The sequence below is a fragment of the Colwellia sp. BRX10-4 genome (genome assembly GCF_014077465.1).
In the GTDB taxonomy this organism is placed as follows: domain Bacteria; phylum Pseudomonadota; class Gammaproteobacteria; order Enterobacterales; family Alteromonadaceae; genus Colwellia_A.
The window spans coordinates 1-21,498 of sequence record NZ_JACGVZ010000024.1; the positions used below are offsets into that span (position 1 = coordinate 1).

16 protein-coding genes are annotated in these 21,498 nt (G+C 37.2%); 9 read left to right on the forward strand and 7 right to left on the reverse strand.

Annotation, left to right across the window (positions count from 1 at the left end):
* Positions 1-278: 278 nt before the first annotated feature.
* Positions 279-2,306, forward strand: a complete 2,028-nt coding sequence (locus H4J67_RS15985; RefSeq protein ID WP_182170569.1) for a methyl-accepting chemotaxis protein — start codon at positions 279-281, stop codon at positions 2,304-2,306.
* 100 nt (positions 2,307-2,406) lie between these two features.
* Here the strand turns inward: H4J67_RS15985 and gorA are convergent, their stop codons facing one another.
* The gene (gene gorA, locus H4J67_RS15990) at positions 2,407-3,762 is read right to left on the reverse strand and encodes a glutathione-disulfide reductase (RefSeq protein ID WP_182204327.1); all 1,356 of its coding nucleotides are present in this window, start codon (positions 3,760-3,762) and stop codon (positions 2,407-2,409) included.
* 68 nt (positions 3,763-3,830) lie between these two features.
* Positions 3,831-8,357, reverse strand: coding sequence for an EAL domain-containing protein (locus H4J67_RS15995; protein WP_182204329.1), 4,527 nt, complete (start codon positions 8,355-8,357; stop codon positions 3,831-3,833).
* 322 nt (positions 8,358-8,679) lie between these two features.
* On the opposite strand from H4J67_RS15995, the gene prlC reads away from it, so the two are divergent.
* Positions 8,680-10,725, forward strand: a complete 2,046-nt coding sequence (prlC, locus tag H4J67_RS16000) for an oligopeptidase A (protein WP_182170563.1) — start codon at positions 8,680-8,682, stop codon at positions 10,723-10,725.
* 47 nt (positions 10,726-10,772) lie between these two features.
* Here the strand turns inward: prlC and sodX are convergent, their stop codons facing one another.
* Positions 10,773-11,114: a nickel-type superoxide dismutase maturation protease gene (sodX, locus tag H4J67_RS16005; protein WP_310740635.1), complete on the reverse strand. Its 342-nt coding sequence runs from the start codon at positions 11,112-11,114 to the stop codon at positions 10,773-10,775.
* A 167-nt stretch (positions 11,115-11,281) separates the two neighbouring features.
* Positions 11,282-11,710, reverse strand: coding sequence for a hypothetical protein (locus H4J67_RS16010; RefSeq protein WP_182170561.1), 429 nt, complete (start codon positions 11,708-11,710; stop codon positions 11,282-11,284).
* A 258-nt stretch (positions 11,711-11,968) separates the two neighbouring features.
* Here H4J67_RS16010 and H4J67_RS16015 point away from each other — a divergent pair, with 258 nt between their 5' ends.
* The 6 genes from H4J67_RS16015 (at position 11,969) to ftnA (ending at position 17,117) form a co-directional block, all read left to right on the forward strand.
* Positions 11,969-12,682, forward strand: a complete 714-nt coding sequence (locus H4J67_RS16015; RefSeq protein ID WP_182170559.1) for a DNA-3-methyladenine glycosylase I — start codon at positions 11,969-11,971, stop codon at positions 12,680-12,682.
* Complete coding sequence (locus H4J67_RS16020; RefSeq protein ID WP_182204331.1) at positions 12,682-13,476, forward strand: class I SAM-dependent methyltransferase; 795 nt, start codon at positions 12,682-12,684, stop codon at positions 13,474-13,476. The genes H4J67_RS16015 and H4J67_RS16020 overlap by 1 nt, the downstream gene beginning before the upstream one ends.
* A gap of 247 nt (positions 13,477-13,723) precedes the next feature.
* Positions 13,724-15,670 carry a methyl-accepting chemotaxis protein gene (locus tag H4J67_RS16025; RefSeq protein ID WP_182170555.1) on the forward strand — a complete coding sequence of 649 codons (1,947 nt, stop codon included), beginning with the start codon at positions 13,724-13,726 and terminating at the stop codon, positions 15,668-15,670.
* A gap of 77 nt (positions 15,671-15,747) precedes the next feature.
* Positions 15,748-15,942 (forward strand): hypothetical protein, encoded by a 195-nt coding sequence (locus tag H4J67_RS16030; protein ID WP_182170581.1) that lies wholly within the window; start codon positions 15,748-15,750, stop codon positions 15,940-15,942.
* Between the two features lie 23 nt (positions 15,943-15,965).
* Positions 15,966-16,439 carry a peroxiredoxin gene (locus H4J67_RS16035; protein WP_182170553.1) on the forward strand — a complete coding sequence of 158 codons (474 nt, stop codon included), beginning with the start codon at positions 15,966-15,968 and terminating at the stop codon, positions 16,437-16,439.
* Between the two features lie 150 nt (positions 16,440-16,589).
* Positions 16,590-17,117 carry a non-heme ferritin gene (gene ftnA / locus H4J67_RS16040; RefSeq protein WP_182170550.1) on the forward strand — a complete coding sequence of 176 codons (528 nt, stop codon included), beginning with the start codon at positions 16,590-16,592 and terminating at the stop codon, positions 17,115-17,117.
* A gap of 67 nt (positions 17,118-17,184) precedes the next feature.
* On the opposite strand, the gene H4J67_RS16045 is transcribed toward ftnA, so the two are convergent.
* Both H4J67_RS16045 and H4J67_RS16050 read right to left on the reverse strand, forming a co-directional pair.
* Positions 17,185-17,493: a winged helix-turn-helix domain-containing protein gene (locus H4J67_RS16045; protein ID WP_182204333.1), complete on the reverse strand. Its 309-nt coding sequence runs from the start codon at positions 17,491-17,493 to the stop codon at positions 17,185-17,187.
* Positions 17,493-19,010 (reverse strand): hypothetical protein, encoded by a 1,518-nt coding sequence (locus H4J67_RS16050; RefSeq protein ID WP_182204335.1) that lies wholly within the window; start codon positions 19,008-19,010, stop codon positions 17,493-17,495. Before H4J67_RS16050 ends, H4J67_RS16045 begins: the two co-directional genes overlap by 1 nt.
* A 245-nt stretch (positions 19,011-19,255) precedes the next feature.
* Here H4J67_RS16050 and H4J67_RS16055 point away from each other — a divergent pair, with 245 nt between their 5' ends.
* Positions 19,256-20,440 (forward strand): NAD(P)/FAD-dependent oxidoreductase, encoded by a 1,185-nt coding sequence (locus H4J67_RS16055; RefSeq protein WP_259368643.1) that lies wholly within the window; start codon positions 19,256-19,258, stop codon positions 20,438-20,440.
* A 124-nt stretch (positions 20,441-20,564) separates the two neighbouring features.
* Here H4J67_RS16055 and H4J67_RS16060 read toward each other — a convergent pair whose 3' ends face one another.
* Positions 20,565-21,473, reverse strand: coding sequence for a diguanylate cyclase (locus tag H4J67_RS16060; RefSeq protein ID WP_182204336.1), 909 nt, complete (start codon positions 21,471-21,473; stop codon positions 20,565-20,567).
* Positions 21,474-21,498: the final 25 nt, after the last annotated feature.

A 21,498-nucleotide genomic window follows, 5' to 3' on the forward strand; every position in this document is an offset into this window, starting at 1 on the left:
TATTTTAATATTTTAATATTTTAATATTTTGTAATTTTGTAATTTTGTAATGGTTTTTTTAACTAAGCTATCTTTGAGTAGAGAAGATTACCGTGATATTGTAATTAAACTTAAGATATGGATCTCTTTTAGGTCAGTAGGCCACCCTTTAATTTGGATTAATTGTTAGGTAAACACTTTTATCCAAGACATTATAATAATAAATGCTCATATTTATCACATTAAGTAAATATCGGATTACAATTAAAGAATGAGCAACGTAAAAAAAGGCTTAATTAATGCTAAATCTCACCATAAAACAAAAAATCATCTTTGGTTTTAGCACGATTGGATTATTATTATTAACGGCGAGTAGCTTTTTTTACTATTCATTAAGTAAAATTTCTGACGCCAATAATAATGTTGAAACATTAGCTGTTCCTGTGCAAAAACAAAGTGGCACTTTACAAGTTCAATTGTTGAAAATGATGAAGCAAGCGGCTGTCGCTTATACGCAATCTGATGCTAATAAGTTACAGGAAAGTTTAGAGCAGTTTAATCATCTACAAAAAGATTACCAAGCAACTGTCCAGCGACTACGTCTGAAAGTGACTAAACAAGCAAAAATGCAATCGGCTCTTGAAGAAGCACAAGTTCAATATCAACAATATTCAACTGATATTCAAGCAATGTTCTTTGCTAAAATAGGGCATCAGCAAGCAACAAGAGACTTCCAGGGTGACTATAAAACTTTTGAAAATGCGCGTTATCAAGCAAGCACCTATATGCTTGATTTAGAAATTATTGAAGCGACGGGGCAAGAGAAGTTACTTGATGAAGTTATTGGTACAGGTACGCGCATTGATGACTCACTTTTTAGCTTAAAAAACTCTATGTCAGGGCTTGACCGAATAGAATCAACAGACTTAGTGACTAAACATCAAGGTGATATGATTTTTTTAATCAATAATATTGAAACTAATTTTGCTTATTTAGTCCAGCAAGCTGAACCACTTAATGCGAGTGAACTGTTAAGTGACTTTAAGCAGAACTTGACACTGATACAAGAATCAATTCAACAACCAGGTCGTTTATACCAACTACAACAACAAACAATTGATCTACAATATCAAGCAAAAGAGGCTTATCTTTCTGCAACTCAATCTTATAATTTAAGCTATGCAAAGCTTGATGAATTAGTATTATTGGCGAATAAACGTTTTGCTCATTTTCAAAGCAATGCCCAAGAGGAAATTGAAAGAGGAAAAACTTTAGCCATCGTTTTAGCGTTAATCTTTATTGTTATGGCGAGCTTTATTACTTATGTCACAACTAAAGCGATGATTGGTCCGTTACGGGCAGTAAACAAAGCCTTGGCATTAATCGCTAGTGGTAACTTGTCAAAGCGCATGGAAAAACGCAGTGATGATGAGTTCGGTGGGCTTATTACTAATATTAATAAGTTATCTGATGATCTTACTCATTTGCTTAACGCCATTAATAAAGACGCCCATTCGCTTGATAAATCTGCGGCGTTAACCAATCAACAAAGTTTGTTTATATCAGAATCAGCCAGTCAACAAATTACCCGTATTGATAATGCCAAACAGCTTGCTGAACAAATGTTTGCTAGTTCAAGTATGGTAAAAGATGAAGCAGTTACTACTGCTTCCCATGTCACTGAAGCATCGCAACGCAGCCAAGACATTAATAATATTGCTAACGATAACAGTCAGCGTATTAAGCAGCTATCAACTCGACTGGGTGAATCAGTGGGAGTCATGGAACTACTTAGCCAACATAGCCGCAACATAGGTAGTATTTTAGATACCATCGGTGGTATTGCTGAGCAGACTAACCTGCTGGCTTTAAACGCGGCTATCGAAGCAGCAAGGGCCGGAGAGCAAGGTCGTGGTTTTTCTGTGGTTGCTGATGAAGTAAGATCATTAGCTTCTCGAACTCAGGCGTCTACCGCTGAAATACAAGTAATGATTAATAATTTACAAAAAGATACGTCTATTGCGGTCAAGGCGATTTCAGAAGGTCAAACACAAGCCAGTGAATGTGTTGCTCAAAGTCAGCAATTAAGTCATGCCATTAACCAAATTGAGGATACCTTAAAAGCAATTGACTCAATGAGCAAAAGCATTACTACTGCAGCACAAGAGCAGTTGGTTTATAGTGAGCAAATTGAACAAACAATGAATGAAACGGCTGATGCCGCAAATAAGAATGCGATGGAAGCGAGTAATATGCACAAAAGAAGTGAAGATGTCAGCACTTTAGCGCATTCTCTAACAAGCTCAGTAGAGCGTTTTACACTTTAAGTGACAAATGAATTACCTCTAGTTAAAGTTGTGTCGAGCGTCATCATTAATTGCCAGAAGATGACGCCAACACTTATTTATATGGCGTGGTTAACGCCACTTAATTCATGGTAACAAACTCTTCTGCACTCGTTGGGTGTATCGCAATAGTATTATCAAAGTCGGCTTTAGTTGCGCCCATTTTCATGGCAACCGCAAACCCTTGCAACAATTCATCACTACCAAACCCAATACTGTGTATGCCAACAATTTTTTCTTCTTTGCCAACACAAATAAGTTTCATACGCGTGGGATCACGATAATCTTCAGTCATCGCCTGATACAAAGCAGTGAACTGTGAATTGTAAACCTTAACCTCTTCTACGCCGTATTCGTCAAGCGCTTCTTTTTCTGATAAACCAACCGTACCAATAACTGGGTGGCTAAACACAACCGTGGCAATATTTGAATAGTCTAAATGCTCGTCAGGTTTATTATTAAATAAACGCTCACATAAGCGACGACCTGCGGCAACAGCTACTGGTGTTAATTGTGCACGACCAGTATTATCACCCACTGCATAGATACCCTTAACATTAGTATTTTGGTATTTGTCTGTTGAAATAAAACCTTGTTCGTTGATTGCGACACCAGCCAACTCTAGATTAATTTTATCTGTTGCTGGCTCTCGCCCTATTGCCCAAATTAAAGAATCAACAGGCCCAACAGACTTACCATTTTCCAAATGGATGGTCAGTTGACCATTATCATGTTTTTCAACATGACTGGGTGTGCTATGGGTATGCAGTGTTGGACCATGTTTTGCCATTTGTTCGACTAACGTGTCACTGAGCATATCGTCAAAACCACGTAGTGGCTTTTCTTTACGCACTAATAAATGTGAGGTGGTGCCTAAAGCATGAAATACGCCAGCAAGTTCTACGGCAATATAACCAGCACCAACAACAGCAACACTTTTTGGTTGTTCTGTTAAAGCAAAAAAACCGTCTGAATCAATACCATACTCTGCACCTTCAATACTTGGAATGCTAGGACGACCACCGGTAGCAATAACAATATGGTCAGCGGTAATTTGTTCGCCATTAACTTCGACAGTGTTTTTATTGATAAATTTAGCAAAGCCATCGATAACAGTAACACCGTTGCTGGCAAAACCACGAGCATAGGCTGCATGAATTCGCTCTATATAAGCTTCCCTGTTTTTAACTAACGTGCTCCAATTAAAACCTTGTAACGGCGCATTAAAACCGTAATCAGCAGAGTAGTGTAACGCATCGGCAATTTGCCCAGCATACCACATGGCTTTTTTCGGCACACAACCCACATTAACACACGTACCGCCAATTTGCTTAGCTTCTATTACTGCTGCTTTTTTACCAAGCTTTGCTGCGCGATTTGCAGAAGCAATACCGCCACTTCCTGCGCCAATGGCAAGAAAGTCAAAATGTTGAGTCATGTTTTTATTCCTAGAAAAAGTGTATGTGTTATATATGTGGTTAAACAAGCGTTATTCAAGCCAATTAGCTATTCTGGCCTATTAACTTTTATCGCGATAATGTCATCATGCAAAAATTGTTCAATTTTAGCAGCTTCAACTGGCTTACTATAAAGGTAGCCTTGAATAAGGTGACAGTGTTTCTCACCTAAAAATTTCAGCTGTATTTCATTTTCTACACCTTCAGCAATGCAGACCATTTTCAAATTTTTGGCCAACACTAAAGTAGCCGCGACAATCGCTTCATCAGCAGAGTTAATACCAATCCCTGAAACAAAGCTCCGGTCAATTTTTAAAATTTTCAAAGGCAATTTTTTTAAGTAAGATAATGATGAGTAACCGGTACCAAAATCATCTAAGGCAATTACCACACCTAATTTATCAAGCGCTGTCATAGTCGCAATAGCTTTATCTGGATCAGAAATAAGCATACTTTCAGTGACTTCAAACTTAAGCGCTTCAGCGGGTAAATTATGTGTTTGTAAAATACTTTTCAAATAAGGAATTAAATTGTCTTCAAGAAAGTGCTGAACAGACAGATTAATCGATAAGTACATATTAGGACGAATAGCTCGCCATTTTTTCAAATCTATCACACCACGTAAAATAGCCGCTTCAGTCATAGATATAATCAAACCCAGATCTTCAGAAAGTGGAATAAAATTATCAGGTAGAATTAACTTGTCGCCACTTTGCCAACGTAATAATAATTCGGCGCCAACGGCCTTACCTTGGTATGAGTCAACAATAGGCTGATAATAATTAACAAACTCACTGTTTTCAAAAGCGAGCTTAAGTGTAGACTCTGCATATAAACGTTCACTTGCTTCAACGTTCATACGTGGCGTGTAAAATTGAAAGGTATTACGACCCAGTTGTTTAGAATGATACATAGCGACATCGGCGTGACGAAGCAATTCGTCACTATCTTTGGCATCTTCGGGAAAAAGAGCAATGCCAATACTAGCGCCCACACTAACCGTATTACCGTTTAATAGCACAGGCTCGCCAACGGCAGTAATCACCTTCTGTGCAACTCGACCCAGCTGACCATGGCCGCGAAAAGACTCTAGCAGAACAACGAATTCATCACCGCCAATGCGAGCAACGGTATCATCAACCCTCAGAACTGCTTTTAAACGCCTGGTGACTTCTTGTAAGAGCAAATCTCCACAGTCATGACCCAATGAATCATTAACTTGTTTAAACCTGTCTAGGTCAATAAAAAACAAAGCAATGGATTGTGACATGCGGGCAGAATAGTCCATCGCATGCTTTATTCTGTCGAGCAATAATGAACGATTAGGTAAATCCGTTAAATAATCATAATTTGCTAAATAACGAAGCTCTTTTTCTGCATGCTTTTGCGCGGAAATATCAGTAAAAATACAAACAAAATAAATGCTATTCGTTGATTCATTGAGGCTCGCGCTCACAGTTAAAATAACATGATACTCTTCGCCAGCTTTCGTTTTGATGAGCTCTTCACCTCGCCAATCATCACCAGCCTTTAAATGAGAAAATAACGTCTGGTAAAAACTAAAGCGATCGTTAGTTAATCCAAATAATTTAGCATCAAAGGCAAATTCTTCCTCGCGCCAAGCAAAGGCGTGCCGTAACGATTCATTCGCGATTACCCGACTAAAATTATCACTAATAATTAAGACCCAATCTTTAGTTTTCTTAAAAGCTTCACCATAAAAGTGAGCACGTTCGGCGTCGGCTAACGACTGGGTAATATTCGTATATGCGCCGGTAATTCTGGTTGGTCTGCCTTTGATGTCAGTTGCCACAATTTTTCCAAGATCTTTAAACCACAACCACTGACCATTGAATTTTTTCATTCGATAGCTACATGAAAAGCTGGTCTTAATATCAGCTGTAACCACAAATTTTAACCACTGAGAATGAAACAATTCACGTTCATCTTTGTGAATTAACGATAAATGCTTATTAAAGCTATAAGAATGTTGAAGGTCGCTATACCCTAATTCTTCAGAGGCCCGTTTAGCAAACATTAAGTTATCATCGCTTTGCCAATCCCACACTTCACTATTACTACCAGTTAATGCCAGTTGCAGTCTATTCTCTCGATATTTTACCTCTTCATGTACGGCAAGTAATAAGCGCGTATTTTGTTGGCGTTTTACATGCCAGAGCATAAATAAAGTTAACAAGAGCACAACATAAACTAAGTAAGCTAGCGGCGAAGACCATGGAGCATATTGCACCATAAAGTTAATAACAAAGGCGTCAGAATATTTTTTAGTTTCAGTTGATTGAATACGTACTATCAGCGAATGCGCCCCTGAAGATAAGCTTGAAAAAGTAATATGATTTTCAGCAGTTAATGGATAACTTATGTCATCAGCACCTTGTAACTTATATTCAAACAGGATGTTATTAGTGCTGTTGTAAGTTAATGGCGAGAAATCAATACGAATACCCACATCATCATAATTTAACTGAACGGTATCACCATTACTCAGCACAAAAGGCAAAGCTAAATCACGTGATAACACATCAATATTAGTAGCATGAACACTAAGCTGATCTTCATAATTTTTCTTCTTTAAGCTCAGGGGATTAAAAATACTTAAGCCATTCATCGCACCGTAAGCAAAATTTTGATTAGCCATTTCAGAGAAAGCGCCACCATTAAACTCTCTGCCAATTAATCCATCACTGATACCGAAGTTACGAATATGGTGTGTTTTAATATCTATCATGTAAATGCCATTATGACTGGCGTACCAAAGGTCACCTTCAGAGTCTACCAATAAACCATAGATATGATTGCCGACAATAGAATTCTCTTTGTGATAAAAATATTTTTGTTCGTACGTTTTACTGTCTAAACCAACAAGCCCTTTGCCTGAAAAACTAAACCAAAGCATGCCTTTATTATCAGAGACTAAGCTTTCTATAGATATAAACTCGGTTTCTTTGATATTAAGATTTTGATATATCAATGTATTTGTGCGAGTTTTTAGGTCAAAAAACCATAGTGAATTATTGGTAGAAAAGAGCATTTTATCACTATTAGGTAAATAACCTAGAATATTGAAAATTTTGTCTTCTGCTATTTTTTCACTCATCTCATCCAGTGGGTCAATAATCCCCGTTGTCAGTGAAATACGATTGACACCTTTTTCAGTGATACTCCACAACGTATTACCTTTATCATAAAAGAAAGAATACTGCCTTAACGCAAGGAGTTCTTTCACTTTATCATCATACGGAATATCAATGAGTTTTTTACTTTCTATATCAAATAAAACCACACCTTTTGCAGTAGAAAGCCATAAACGTTGCTGTAAATCTTCATAAATGCCATCTACACGGCTAATATTAAAAGTGCTTTTGGGGTTATTAGTTGTTAAATAGTGTGATATTTTTTTATCACGCGTATTAAGTAAATTAAGCCCATTTCTTGTACCCACCCATAGCTGTTCAGGATCGCTACGTAGTGCGGTAATAAACCAAACAACATTATCTGTCAAACTGTTTGCATTGTCTTTTTTGTAACCATAATTACTGATTAAGCTCCGCTTAGGATCCCATTTATACAGACCTGTTGCCCTAGAACCTAACCAAAATGAACCTCTTTTGTCTTTCAAAATAGAAATAACATCATTGCTTTTAATATGGTCAAAAAATTCATTAAATGAGAAAAGAAATTCGGTGGTGTCGGTGGTGGTATTAATGACTGACAACCCTAAGTGACTGCCTTGGTATAAATTATCGCCATCAGCATAAAGCTGCCAACTTGACACGGCATCAGTGATCACTTTATAAGCAGGTAATTGAAAATCGCCTACTAAATAATCATTCATTTTATTAATAGATAAGCTATAAACACCATGTTCTGTCGCTAAATAAAGATCATTGCTTGCACTTATATTAAGGTCGTACACTTTATTTGCACCAACAGCACTAAAGCTGTCTGAACTAATTTCAGTCGACGTAACGGCAGGTAATTTCTTCCATACTTTAGTCTCGATATTCAGCGCAAAAACACCAACACGTGTAGTAATATATAAGATATTTTGGTGTAACAATATTTCGAAAATATTATTAATCGCAGCAAGCTCATCTGATAAATCTAGTAGACGCGTACTTTTTTGAGATATTTTGTTATACACGATGATAGTTTTTGCACTAGCAATAAAAAAGTCATTATTGTTACCCTCAACCATATCAGCTATAAGATAATCTTTATTTATCGGATCTGTTTCTAGAATTTGTTGATAAACATCTGTTTTTTTATTATAAGTATACAGTCCTTTATCAACAATGTTCAGCCAAAGTAGTTTGTCCTTATCTTGAATAATCCGGTACGTTTCGTAATTATCAAAATCATTACCTGGCCCAGGTAAAGTTCGAAAGCTATAACCGTCATACATATTCAAACCACTTTCAGTGCCTACCCAAATAAAACCTTCATCATCTTGAAAAATAGCTTTAACCGAGCCTTGAGACAATCCATGTTCAACTGACAAGTTTTCTAAATATAAATTGTTCACCTCTGCTTGTGCTGTATCTGTAAAAAGCATAGCGTACAGTAAAAAAAGTGAACATAAGGAATTCACAGCAAAAAAACGAAACATAACACCTCGAGAAACTCATGACGAAGACGAATAATACATTTTTAGTATAAGTAAAATACAATTAAAATAAATATTTATCCGAACTAAAAGGGTAAATAAAGAGCATAATTAACAATAACAAACACCCTATTAACATAGACAGTAGCATTTATTTTTTTAAGGTGGTCAATTTTAAGTAAAATAGATTGAAAACAAAAAGCGCTACACCTTGAATCTCTCCCATTAAGGTCTTACATCTACATCATCATTTAATAAAGAATACCGCATTATGAGCAATCCATTATTAACAGTTTCAGATTTACCCCAGTTTTCTCAAATCAAGCCTGAACATATCAAGCCTGCTGTTGAGCATGCGATAGCAGAATGCAAAAAAGTGATTGCAGCAGTGCTTGAAGCAAAAACATTTACCTGGGCTAATTTAATCATGCCTACTGATGAAGCTGACGATACGTTAAGTAAGCTATGGTCGCCGGTATCACATATGAATTCAGTGGTTAATAGTGACGAATTACGTGATGCATACGAATCATGCTTACCACTGTTGTCTGAATACAGTACTTTTGTGGGCCAGCATCAAGGGTTATATCAAGCCTACCAACAATTTGCCAACAGTGATGAATATTCACAATTAAGTATTCCTCAAAAGAAAGTCATTGAGAATGCCTTACGTGACTTTAAATTGTCGGGCATCGCTTTAAACGATAATGACAAAAAACGATACGGTGAAATTGTTACTCGTTTATCGGAGTTAAGCTCAACATTTGGCAATAATGTACTCGATGCTACGCACGCTTATAGCGTTAATATTACCGATAAAAGTGAACTTACTGGCTTACCTGACAGCGCTATAGAAGCCGCAGCAGAACTAGCAAAAGAACAAGAAAAACAAGGCTGGCTATTTACCTTAGACATCCCTAGTTATTTACCCGTAATGACTTACTGCAGCAATGCTATATTACGTGAACAGCTCTATCGTGGCTTTGTTACTCGCGCTTCAGACCAAGGTCCCAATGCCGGGAAATTCGATAACAGCGACATCATGAACGAACTATTACTACTTCGTCATGAATTAGCACAGCTATTGGGCTTTAATAATTTTGCTGAGAAATCAATTGCTACCAAAATGGCATCATCAACCACTGAGGTTTTAGACTTTCTAGAAAACCTAGCGGTAAAATCGAAGGTTCAAGGTCAACAAGACTTAGATGAAGTTAAATCTTTCACTGAAAAAGAATTTAACCAAACAGACTTACAAGCTTGGGATCTGCCCTACTATAGTGAAAAATTAAAGCAAAGCCGTTATGCTATTTCAGACGAAGAATGTCGCCCTTATTTTCCAGAAGAAAAAGTTGTAGCTGGCTTATTTGAAGTTGTTCATCGTTTATTTGGTATGAAAATTAACCAAGTAGCTAACATCGACACTTGGCACAAAGATGTGAAGTTTTATCAAGTATACGATCGCAATAATAATTTGCGTGGCCGCTTTTATTTAGATTTATACGCCCGCGCCCACAAACGTGGTGGCGCATGGATGGACGATTGTAAAAGTCGTCGTGAATTAGCCAATGGTGATATTCAATACCCAGTTGCCTACCTAACCTGTAATTTTAATAAGCCTATTGGTGATAAGCCTGCGCTATTTACCCATGACGAAGTGGTTACTTTATTTCACGAATTTGGCCATGGCATTCACCATATGCTGACACAAATTAACACCAGTGGCGTTTCAGGTATCGACGGTGTGCCATGGGATGCAGTAGAGTTACCTAGCCAATTTTTAGAAAATTGGTGCTGGCAGCCAGAGGCATTAGCCTTTATCTCAGGACACTACCAAACGGGTGAACCACTGCCGCAAGCTATGCTTGATAAAATGTTAGCGGCAAAGAATTACCAATCTGCGATGCAAATGTTACGTCAATTAGAATTCAGTATTTTTGATTTTAAAATGCATAAAGATTACCAACCTGCACAAGATAACTCTGGGTATATTCAGCAAACATTAAATCAAGTACGTGTAGAATATTCAGTATTGAAAGCCGCCGACTTTAATCGCTTTCAACATGGCTTTGGTCATATTTTTGGTGGCGGTTATTCGGCTGGTTACTACAGTTACAAATGGGCAGAAGTATTATCAGCTGACGCCTTTAGCCGTTTTGAAGAAGAAGGGATTTTTAATGCACAAGTAGGTAAAGACTTTCTTACTAATATATTAGAAAAAGGTGGTTCTGAGGAGCCGAGTGTATTATTTAAAGCTTTCCGTGGTCGAGAGCCTAAGATCGATGCTTTACTTCGTCACTGTGGTATTGAAGGATAAATAACGCGGTCAGTTAACGTAAAACACTGAGTGTATTTAAAGAGAACTCACTTTTTAAATACACTCAGTACCCGCCCTATAATTTGGCTTCGGCTCACCGGACCAAATTGTTCAACAGCAATACTCGATAAGTTTTCACCTTTACACCAAATAAAGCCATTGCCATCAATTAATGCTACTGTTTTTATGATGACCCCGTATTGACGGTGATGAACTAATATTATTTGTTCTGGTTTTATCTGTAGGTACTTCCACCAGTGACACACCAGCACATAACTATATTCAGGGATGCGCGGAAACATACTATGTCCAGTGACTTTCCAAATTTTAAAGCCTAAAAACGTCATGTGTTTAGTGTAGGGCGCATTAGATTTCGCGAATAAGTACATTGAGCCACAAAGGTTGTTTCGACTACGACTAACAGTGGCTTATAACTTTTAGAAGCAATACCACAATGCGCCACCACAGTGGCGAAATTGACTTTATTATCGAGTTTCTTAATTAAGTGATATAGCATAGTGCACCCTCATTTATCTATTTTATAGCAGACATTCCGTTAATGAACAGTCCCTTGGTTTTCATCAAGTTGCGCTTTAAATTCTTTCAATCCTTTTTGACATTTTTTACAAATTGAATATTTTCGTGAAAACAAGAGTACGGGCATAAAAGTCAATTGTAATGCTTTTAATGCAATAAGTTGTATGTCATCGCATTGTTGGCTATTTTGACTTAGTGCTAACATACGATGATGTGGAATTAGCAGATATTCTAACGAAACTTGGGGGTTACCCTTTGTTTCATAGAGTACCGCTAAATTATGACAAGTCCCTATCCATGCCATTAATAATTCAATATTCATGGTATCCACTGACCATAAATTATCAAGATATGAAGCGGCTTCTTTATAACAATATTCCGCTTGTACCCATTTTTTATTATCAAAAAATGCATTACCGTCACTCAATAAACGTTGCCATTGCCTCATAGTTCCCCCTTTCCTGTGTCAATAAGTTTAAACTGAATTAATTGATATTTTTGATGATTAACTACCAATAAAAACTTAATGATAATCATTCTCAATTAGATCTTCAAGGAGTATTTTATACTCTCCCCTATTATTTCTCTAATATGAAAAATAAAGTACCCTCTATCGGGGATTAACGGTAACTTGCTTCCCACCTTTTACTTGCACTGTGTTAATATTTTCTCTCGTAAAAGTAATTGCAACTTAAATAGAATATTTATGTCTTTAGAAAAATTCGACTCTCTATACCGACGCGCCGCAGAACGTAAGGGCGGAACTGCTGTGCTAAACCTATTACTAGGTGATACTCAACAAGATAATTTAGTCGCTAAACTAGGTGACGATAGAATTTTATCAGCCTTTACTAAAAAAATTTTTCAAAGTGGTTTTGTTTGGCGAGTGGTAGAAAATAAATGGCCAAACTTTGAAGAAATGTTTTTTAATTTTGATCTGACAAAAATACTGATGATGCCCGAAGAAATGCAAGAACGTAAAGCGGCTGATGCTCGAATTATTCGTAATTTTAATAAAGTAAAAACTATTCAAGCTAATGCCCATATGATGTTTGATGAAATACATAGCGATAATAGCCAGCACGATAGTTTTGCTAAATTTATTGCGGCATGGCCAAGCAATAACATGATAGGTTTATGGGATTACTTAAAGAAAAAAGGTCAACGTTTAGGCGGTAATACAGGACCTTATGCTTTACGTGCTATTGGTAAAGATACTTTTTTATTAACCCGTGACATTGAAGCTTATTTTCGTGCGAATAAAATTATTGACGGCGGACTGCAAAGTAGAAAAAGCTTAATCGCCATTCAAAATGCCTTTAATCAATGGCAAAGTGAAAGTGACTTATCACTGAGTCAACTCAGCCGCTTAGTTGCCTATGCAACCGGTGATAACAATGTTCAAATAGAGTTTGATTAATGGATATATCTAAAATAGCCGTTGGGTACCTTGATAAAACCGATGTTGATTTAGCTAAAAAAATTGCTAAAAAATGGCAATTAGCCTATATCGGTGACAGCGCTTCAGTTACTAAGCATCCAAGCTTACTTTTTTTATTACAAGTCAACTTTCAAGAATTAGAACTGATCAAACTTGATGAGCCTAAACTCGGTGGTATTAAAGTAGACTTTGTTGATGGCGCAGTTGCCCATCGACGAAAATTTGGTGGAGGGCGTGGCCAAGACATTGCTAAAGCGATTGGGCTAAAACATGGTTTTACCCCACATGTACTTGATGCTACCGCAGGCTTAGGACGAGACTCTTTTGTATTGGCTACCTTAGGTTGTACAGTAACCATGAAAGAACGTATGCCTATTGTCGCAGCACTGCTAGAAAATGGCTTAGAACGCGCTAAATTGAACAGTGAGGTCAGTGATATTGCCAGTCGTATGTCACTCGTTCATGCGGCAACGATTGAAGAGGTGTCATTCACTCAGCAACCTGATGTTATTTATCTCGACCCTATGTATCCACATCGTGAAAAGTCGGCCGCAGTGAAAAAAGAAATGCGCGTATTCCAATCACTCGTCGGTGAAGACTTAGATGCAGATGATTTACTTGAACCAGCATTGAAGTTAGCTAAATATCGCGTTGTGGTTAAGCGCCCAAGTTATGCGCCACCCTTAAATAACAAAACGCCTTCAACTAGTATAAAAATGAAGAAGAATCGTTTTGATGTTTATGTGAATCAGGCTATTCCTAAAAACAATTAACCTAGTATCCCGAGTTTAAACAGTCGTTAACATCAATTAATGGACTGTGCTGTATTTGCGCAAGCCCATGAAAAAACTTTCACGGGGCTTGCGATATATTTTAGCCTCTAGAGTTAAAATTAATCAGATTTAACCACAACATACTTCATACTTCATACTTGCTCAGTAAAATCTTGTCATAAAACCGTAACAAAGATCAGTAAGAATCAGCATTAATTTATCTGTGAATACCCTTCAAGGATTGACTATGCGAGTATCAAGTTTTTCACGATTGTCTGTTATTGCCATCAGTATTTTTGCTGTCATATTCGTTGCAACCATGTATCATGTTGGCACTTCTCTTACATCAAGTAGAAGCCAGTACGCTGAATATCATGCATTGAAAACGTTAACCACCGTGAAGTTTTATCGCACCATTGCAACCTATCTACAAAACGGTGATGCCAGCCTGCTTAATACCGCCCAAGAGCAACTCAACGAAATAATTACACGCTCAACGAGCTTAGATATTGGTAACTTAAGCCATAACATTACTGAAGAAGCGGGCAAACTTAATAAAAATATTGAAACAAAATATCGTGCTATGGGTAAGTTAAGTGGTAACCCACTCGCTTTGCTTCGTAACAGTGAACAGAACATGGTTGCCATTACTCACTCGCTGATAAAATATGCCTCTGAGAGTGAGGCACTAGACGAACAGCAACGCATAAATTATTTAGTAACGATGGGCAATATTGCACGCGCATTAAACCATTTAATCAACACGCGTGAAAAGTCGTTCCTTAGCCAAAACATTAGCGATACTGGCTTTAAAAATGCGTTACAAGAATTAGCACAACTGCATCAACAATTAACAAATTATCCTTTATTAGCTATTTTCCTTGAAAGCGACAATGATAGTGATGAAGATGACTTTTTTTCCAATGACGATGATAAAGAAGACATTAGCGAAGAAGCGATTGATGAACTCAATTCACTCATTAATCGTTATCAAAGTGAGTTTGAAAACACCCTAAATTCACAGAATCAGCGCACCGCTGGCTTAGCATTGCTCAAGCAAAATGTTACCGCGTTGGAAGGTATTATTCTTATCGCCGAAACAGAAATATTAAAAAAACAACAAGTGTTGAACCAGCAACTTTATCGAATAGTTATTGGTTTGCTATCCTTTTTAATCTGTTTCTTAGTTGCCAATTACTGGTTGCAACGCAGCGTGATTTTGAATCCATTACGTAAGTTAAGAAACGGTTTTGTTCAACTCGTTGAGCAAGGAAAGGTCGATAACATTACGGATATTCCAGCAAAAACTGAATTGGGCGAAATATCTTCGAGCTTCAATAAAATGGTGAATAAACTTGCACAAGATGATAAAGCGAAAGCACAACAACTTGATTTAGTGGCTAAAGCATTAACAACCATGGAGAGCCAAGTTAAAAACATTTATCAATCATCAAAGAGTACCAGCACGCATGTACAAGGTGCTCGCGAAATTATGAATGCATTAGGCCAAGCGACTGAAACGGTAAATACGTTGTCCGAGCAGGTAGTAAATAACGCACAAGCGACTCAACAGGCAATGGAAACAAGTCAAAGCCGAGTTGCACAAGTGCTCGCTGCAAGCGATTCAACCAGTATGGCTGCACAACAAAGTAAAACTGCGATAACCTCACTTTTTCAATCTGTTGACAGTGTAACTTCTATCGTTGATGTTATTGGCGCAATTGCGGATCAAACTAATTTATTGGCGTTAAATGCAGCGATTGAAGCAGCAAGAGCAGGTGAACACGGCAGAGGCTTCTCGGTTGTTGCTGATGAAGTGAGACAACTTGCTGGTAAAACTCAAGATTCGCTTAAACAAATATCTCAACGTTTAGATCAGCTACAAAGTGCAAGTAACTCAATTGAAAAAACAATTATTGATATTGAAAAAGCGTCATACAACCAAAAAACAATTGCCGACCAATTACAAGAAACGGCTTTAGAAGTTACTGGCCAAGCGAAATTATCAGCCACCGTCGCACAAGACTCCCTTACGCAAATAACATTGCAACGCCAGCACTTTATTGCGTTTGAACGCGCAATGAGTAATGTTGATAAAGAAGTGAGTAACTCTCAAGAGCTTGCTAATATCATTTCTATTGATGTGAATAGCCATGTCAATGATATTGGTTTAACACTCGATAAAAGAGCCTAACGTTAAAAGTTATTTTAGTTATATTTATCGATAAATAGATGCATCTCTGCGTTCTATCTTCTAAAATAAGCGTAGTAATGAGATTTTTTGAGGCTTTTATGGCAAAAGCACTTTGTAAATGGAAAAAAAAAGACATAGAAAAAAGTCTTCATGAGCTTGCGCATATTGTTGATAAACCACGTTTTATCTGCAAAGACTGCGCGCGTTCCGCACACGATAAAAATTTTTTATGTAAAGCGATAACGCTTCCACTAAACCATCCACCGAGTTAACCCTTAAAATAAGAAGAATTTTTATGATTGAAGAAAATAAATCCATGCCTTCAGGCGAATTGTCACAGTTAAAAGACGGCAATATGATTACCCATAATACCGATGAGCTTTTTGCCAACAAAAAAGTGGTGTTATTTGCCGTTCCCGGTGCATTCACCCCAACGTGTTCAGCCGCTCATTTACCCGGTTATGTTGTATCAGCTGATGAATTAAAAGCTAAAGGAGTCGATGCCATTATCTGTTTATCGGTAAATGATGCTTTTGTAATGAATGCGTGGGGCGAGGCACAAAATGCTGAAAATATTATGATGCTTGCTGATGGTGACGGTAGCTATACGAAAGCACTTGGTTTAGTTATGGAAACAGCCAGCTTTGGTGGCTTACGCTCTCAACGTTATGCTATGGTCATTGAAAACGGCATCATTATTAATTTACATGTTGAGAAACCTAAAGAATTTGACGTCAGTAAAGCTGAAGCTATATTAAAAACGCTATAAGTTAATGATAATGATAATGATTTGCGTTAGTTATCTCATTGTTTTTTATGTATTTTAAATAATTTTTATTACGGTAACTTACGCTTTTTAGCTTGTAACACACACACAAAACAGGCAAGATTAGACTATATATATTAATGAGGCACTATCATGTTAAAACCTGAAATGGTCAAGCAACTAAATAATCAAATAAACTTAGAGTTTTACTCGTCAAACTTATACTTACAAATGAGTGCTTGGTGTGAAGAGAAAGGCTTTGAGGGTGCCGCAACATTTATGCGTAAACATGCGGCAGAAGAAATGGACCACATGACACGTTTATTCACGTACGTCAGTGAAACCGGCGCGTTACCTATTATCGGTACGGTTGAGTCACCACCACACGAATTTAAGTCATTAGCTGACATATTTGAAAAAACATACGAGCATGAATGCCATATTACTGAACGTATCAATACATTAGCGCATCAGGCATTTACGAACCAAGATTATTCAACGTTTAACTTCTTGCAATGGTATGTCGCAGAGCAACACGAAGAAGAAACCTTATTCAAAAGTGTTTTAGATAAAATTAACTTGGTTGGCCATGACGGTCATGCGTTATTTTTTGTTGATAAAGATTTAGCAGAAATGGCTAAAGTAGGTACTACAAGTATCATGACGGGCGCACCCGTTTAGTCACAATCAATAATACACCAGATAGAAAGGGCTTCTATATGAAGCCTTTTTAGATGATATCCTATCATTATTCGTTAAAAACGTATCCTTCACCACGAAAAGTTTTAATCTGTGATTTATCAGTATTCACTAATAACTTTTTTCTGATGGTTGAAATATGCATATTAATACTTCGATTAGACTCGACCAGACTACGCTTAAATATATGCTCAGCGATACTTTCACGGGTCACTAGTTGTGGAAAATCACTCATCAGCAACCACAATAAATTAAATTCTAATCCGGTCATTGTAACCAAACGGTTGCAGTAATAAACTTCTCGACTACCTGGAAAAATTTCTACATCGGCGATTATAATTTTATCAGATACCAACATTATATTGTTTGATCAAACAAACTCACTTTATAACCAGTAGGAGCAGTGTCATCAACTTCAACAACCATAAATTGCTCTTTCGATTCTTCATCTAGGACGAGTTCAAAAGCATTCAAGATAATCTCACTGCTGTTGTCTTTAGCAACCACATAAACTTGGTAGGTATTATTTTTTAAATACACGAGTTCGCTGTTGGCAAAGCTAACGGCTTTTTTATAAAAAGCACTCTCAATGGTTTCATCACTTCGGACAAAATAAATAGTAAACGTACCAAAATCAGTACTGTCGACAAGATTAACCATTTTAATTTCATGATCATAAATACTTGTTCTACTACTATTACTAACGACTAACGAATGCACATTTAGCTTTATCTCATCAATATTACCATCACCGTTTTCATCAACATCACCATCTCCATCTCCATCTCCATCGTCATCAACAGCCACTTCATCAATATAAAAGAAAGCGGTTTTATGGCTATTTTCCCCTAAAGAAAGTAAATGGTTTTTCAACAATAGTTCATTTCCATCACCGACAACCAAATCGACACTGTAGTCTCCTTTAGCAAGTTCAATAGGCTGACTTAACACACCTAACGATAAGGCTTTAATTTCTGGAGAGTCGTCTACACCATTTAAATATAAGGAAAATTCACCTTGATAATCAGGTAGCAAATCATGCTTACCAATCGCATTGTACGCATTAATTTTTGCTTCTGAGTCAGAATCAATAAATGATTCTATGAGTGAATTAGACATTTTATCAAGGATATATGGTGAGCTTCCCACGCCATTATTTTCACGTATTGCGATGATATATTGGCTACTGTATGAAAAGCTTATATCATTCGATTGAAACAAAACTTCAGTGCTTCCTGGTGTTGTGATATAAAAAATATAATCATCTTGATCAAATTTTTGATTAACCGATAATTCTTGATAACTGTAGCTACCAATAAAGTTAGCTTCATTGAAGGTTTCATCGGCTTTAGATAAATAGACATCGATACCTTCGCTATCGTCATGCATATTCAACACTCTAAAATTGAAGCGATCGTAGCTATCATCATCTTCATCATCAATAATATCTATATCGTAAGTGGTCACTGAAGGCGCTAAAATATCTTCTCCGATGACAATCAATTGAATCGCATCATTGTTAATTTTGATACTATTGGTATAAACGACCGTTAAGTCGCTACTGTCTGTGCTATCGCCATCTTGCCACGCCAGTTCATAGAAGTAAGAACCATTGTCTACAATGTTTGTGTTCGATGCACTGCCATAAGGGATACCGTTATAAGTAAACTCAATGTCATCGTCACTTGTCGAAAAATCTTCATCTATCGTTAAATAGATCGCAGGAGAATTCTTCGTGGTGTTGTAGAGCTTCACATAACCTTCTGCATTAGAGTCACTATCAGACCCACCGCAAGCTGATAGACTTAATATTATCGTCATTACCATTAAAAACTTTATTCTTTTAATGCAAAGTATGTACTTTTTAGTATTCATTGACTCACCTAACTCTTTATTGTTGTCTGCGCTTTATTAGCCGTTTAAATATTGCCAATGAAATTTTGGCAGCTTCAATGGCAATAGAGTCAAGTGCTGCTGATTAGTTCTGACCTTTACACAATCTTTGCATTTCTTTATCTTGGCGGCTTTTTGTTTAGACAACATCTCGTGTAATAACACGACTATTCAAGATATAATGATTTATAAGAAATAAAGTAAACTTAAAATCATAGGAAAATGCTTTGCAAATTGACGTGTTAGTTATTGGTGCAGGTGCTGCAGGATTGATGTGTGCGGCAACTGCCGGTTATCGCGGTAAGAAAGTCATTGTTGTCGATATGGGCAAAAAACCAGGCCGTAAAATACTGATCAGTGGTGGCGGACGCTGTAATTTCACTAATGAAAATGCCCGTGCGGAACACTATATTTGCCAAAACCCTCACTTCATAAAATCAGCATTAAGTCGTTATTCAGCACAAGACTTCATTGAACTTGTTGAACGCCATGGCGTAAATTATCATCATAAAACATTAGGGCAATTATTTTGTGATGACAGTGCAAAAGATATTGTTGACGTTTTGATGACCGAATGTGATTGGGCAGGCGTTGACGTTAAAATGCGTAATGAAGTACTCTCAGTCACTAAAACTGACAGTGGTTACCAAGTCCAAACAACAGAAGCCAGTTATAGCTGCAAATCATTAGTGGTCGCTTCTGGCGGCCTAACAATGCCAAAGCTTGGCGCAAGTCCTATTGGCTATAAAATAGCAGAACAGTTTGGCTTGAATGTATTACCAACAACAGCGGCATTAGTGCCTTTTACTTTGCATGATCACGATAAAACCCGCTTTGATGGTTTATCTGGTATAAGTATATTTACTGAAGTCGCTAGTGACAGCGGCGAAACCTTTAAAGAAAATATTTTATTTACCCATCGAGGTTTGTCTGGCCCCGCCATTTTGCAAATATCCTCTTTTTGGCAAGCAGGTCAAGAAGTAACCATTAATTTGTTACCCGATCACAGCTTAAATGACATCATCGCTGAATGGCGCCAGCATCAGGCGCAAAAATCGCTTAAAAATTTGCTCGCGACCTTACTACCCAAAAGGTTCATTGAGTGCTTAATTGAAAGCAAAGACATTCCAGACAAAGCGGTTAATCAACTCAACCATGCAGAAATTCAGGCCATTCATGCTTTTATTCACCAATGGCAAATCAAGCCCAATGGCACTGAAGGTTATCGAACAGCGGAAGTTACACTTGGCGGTGTTGATACCGACGAATTATCTTCAAAAACGTTTGCCGCCAAAAAGAGCGATGACTTGTATTTTATTGGTGAAGTGATTGACGTTACTGGCTGGTTGGGGGGTTATAACTTTCAAGCGTGCTGGGCTCAAGGAGTGGCAACCGGCTTGGCGGTAGTGTAATAAATAATAGTATCTTAGTCTGCGCTATTCCGGTTGTTATTCTAACGTCTACTGACTCGACTAAGAACTTCGCCCTATTAAGCGACTATTCATCAGTAGTTATACAGATTTGTTAAATCCCTTATTAACAAATCTGGTTACGCCCATTACATTTCGCTTGGTATAAGCGTTTATCTGCATTATTCATTATTTGGTCAATTGATTTGATCTCATTTGAATTTTCTACCACACCCACTGATACCGTGATCTTTAATAATTGATTTTCAAAAGGAATAATAAGGGCTTCTGTTGATGCTCTTATTCGTTCGGCAATAATACTGGCATTATTTTTGTCGGTATTAGGTAATAATATGGCAAATTCTTCCCCACCTACCCTAGCAAAAGTATCATAGCTTCTTAGGTGCGTCTGAACATTGTCTGCAAAACCTTTTAAAAATGCATCACCGGCGGCATGACCAAATTTATCATTAATATGCTTGAACTTATCTAAGTCCAAAAACATTATTGAAAATAGTTTGTTTTTCCTGCTACTTCGATTGAACTCGGCCTCAGCTTTTTCATAGAAATAACGGCGATTATAAATACCGGTAAGAGAGTCGGTAGTAGCAAGCTTTTGAAATTGTTCAGACATAAGCTGTAACACTCTCACGTTTGCCTTTTTTTCTGTAATATCTGTGATGTACATATAAAGGTAATCATTATGAACAATCTGTTCGGTAACAAGAAACCACTTATCTTCTTGGGTATCGACTTCAAACGCTCTATAAGGACAACTCCTTCTCTTCGCTGAGGCATGAGATAACCAAGCTTCTAAAGTTGTAAATTCAATATTAATCCCTTTTGAACTATTGAAGCAGTCTGCACTTAGCTCAGAAAAGCTTTTGTTAAGTGCCTCTTCAGCAGACATACCAAATAATCGACCGATAGCATCATTACAATAAATGAGACGATCATCTCTATTGAAAATTCCTACTCCATCTTTAGTTAATGCTAAAGAATCAATGATTATCTTCTCAATTGAAATATCTATCATTTACTTATCCCATTACAAAGATACC

What these genes read in the sequence shown, in the direction of transcription:
- gorA (WP_182204327.1), bottom strand. Translation starts at nt 3,762, where the DNA reads ATGACTCAACATTTTGACTTTCTTGCCATTGGCGCAGGAAGTGGCGGT.
- H4J67_RS16015 (WP_182170559.1), top strand. Translation starts at nt 11,969, where the DNA reads ATGTCTTTAGAAAAATTCGACTCTCTATACCGACGCGCCGCAGAACGT.
- H4J67_RS16045 (WP_182204333.1), bottom strand. Translation starts at nt 17,493, where the DNA reads ATGTTGGTATCTGATAAAATTATAATCGCCGATGTAGAAATTTTTCCA.
- ftnA (WP_182170550.1), top strand. Translation starts at nt 16,590, where the DNA reads ATGTTAAAACCTGAAATGGTCAAGCAACTAAATAATCAAATAAACTTA.
- H4J67_RS15995 (WP_182204329.1), bottom strand. Translation starts at nt 8,357, where the DNA reads ATGCTTTTTACAGATACAGCACAAGCAGAGGTGAACAATTTATATTTA.
- H4J67_RS16025 (WP_182170555.1), top strand. Translation starts at nt 13,724, where the DNA reads ATGCGAGTATCAAGTTTTTCACGATTGTCTGTTATTGCCATCAGTATT.
- sodX (WP_310740635.1), bottom strand. Translation starts at nt 11,114, where the DNA reads ATGTACTTATTCGCGAAATCTAATGCGCCCTACACTAAACACATGACG.
- H4J67_RS16035 (WP_182170553.1), top strand. Translation starts at nt 15,966, where the DNA reads ATGATTGAAGAAAATAAATCCATGCCTTCAGGCGAATTGTCACAGTTA.
- H4J67_RS16030 (WP_182170581.1), top strand. Translation starts at nt 15,748, where the DNA reads ATGAGATTTTTTGAGGCTTTTATGGCAAAAGCACTTTGTAAATGGAAA.
- H4J67_RS16020 (WP_182204331.1), top strand. Translation starts at nt 12,682, where the DNA reads ATGGATATATCTAAAATAGCCGTTGGGTACCTTGATAAAACCGATGTT.
- H4J67_RS16050 (WP_182204335.1), bottom strand. Translation starts at nt 19,010, where the DNA reads ATGAATACTAAAAAGTACATACTTTGCATTAAAAGAATAAAGTTTTTA.
- H4J67_RS16010 (WP_182170561.1), bottom strand. Translation starts at nt 11,710, where the DNA reads ATGAGGCAATGGCAACGTTTATTGAGTGACGGTAATGCATTTTTTGAT.
- H4J67_RS15985 (WP_182170569.1), top strand. Translation starts at nt 279, where the DNA reads ATGCTAAATCTCACCATAAAACAAAAAATCATCTTTGGTTTTAGCACG.
- prlC (WP_182170563.1), top strand. Translation starts at nt 8,680, where the DNA reads ATGAGCAATCCATTATTAACAGTTTCAGATTTACCCCAGTTTTCTCAA.
- H4J67_RS16060 (WP_182204336.1), bottom strand. Translation starts at nt 21,473, where the DNA reads ATGATAGATATTTCAATTGAGAAGATAATCATTGATTCTTTAGCATTA.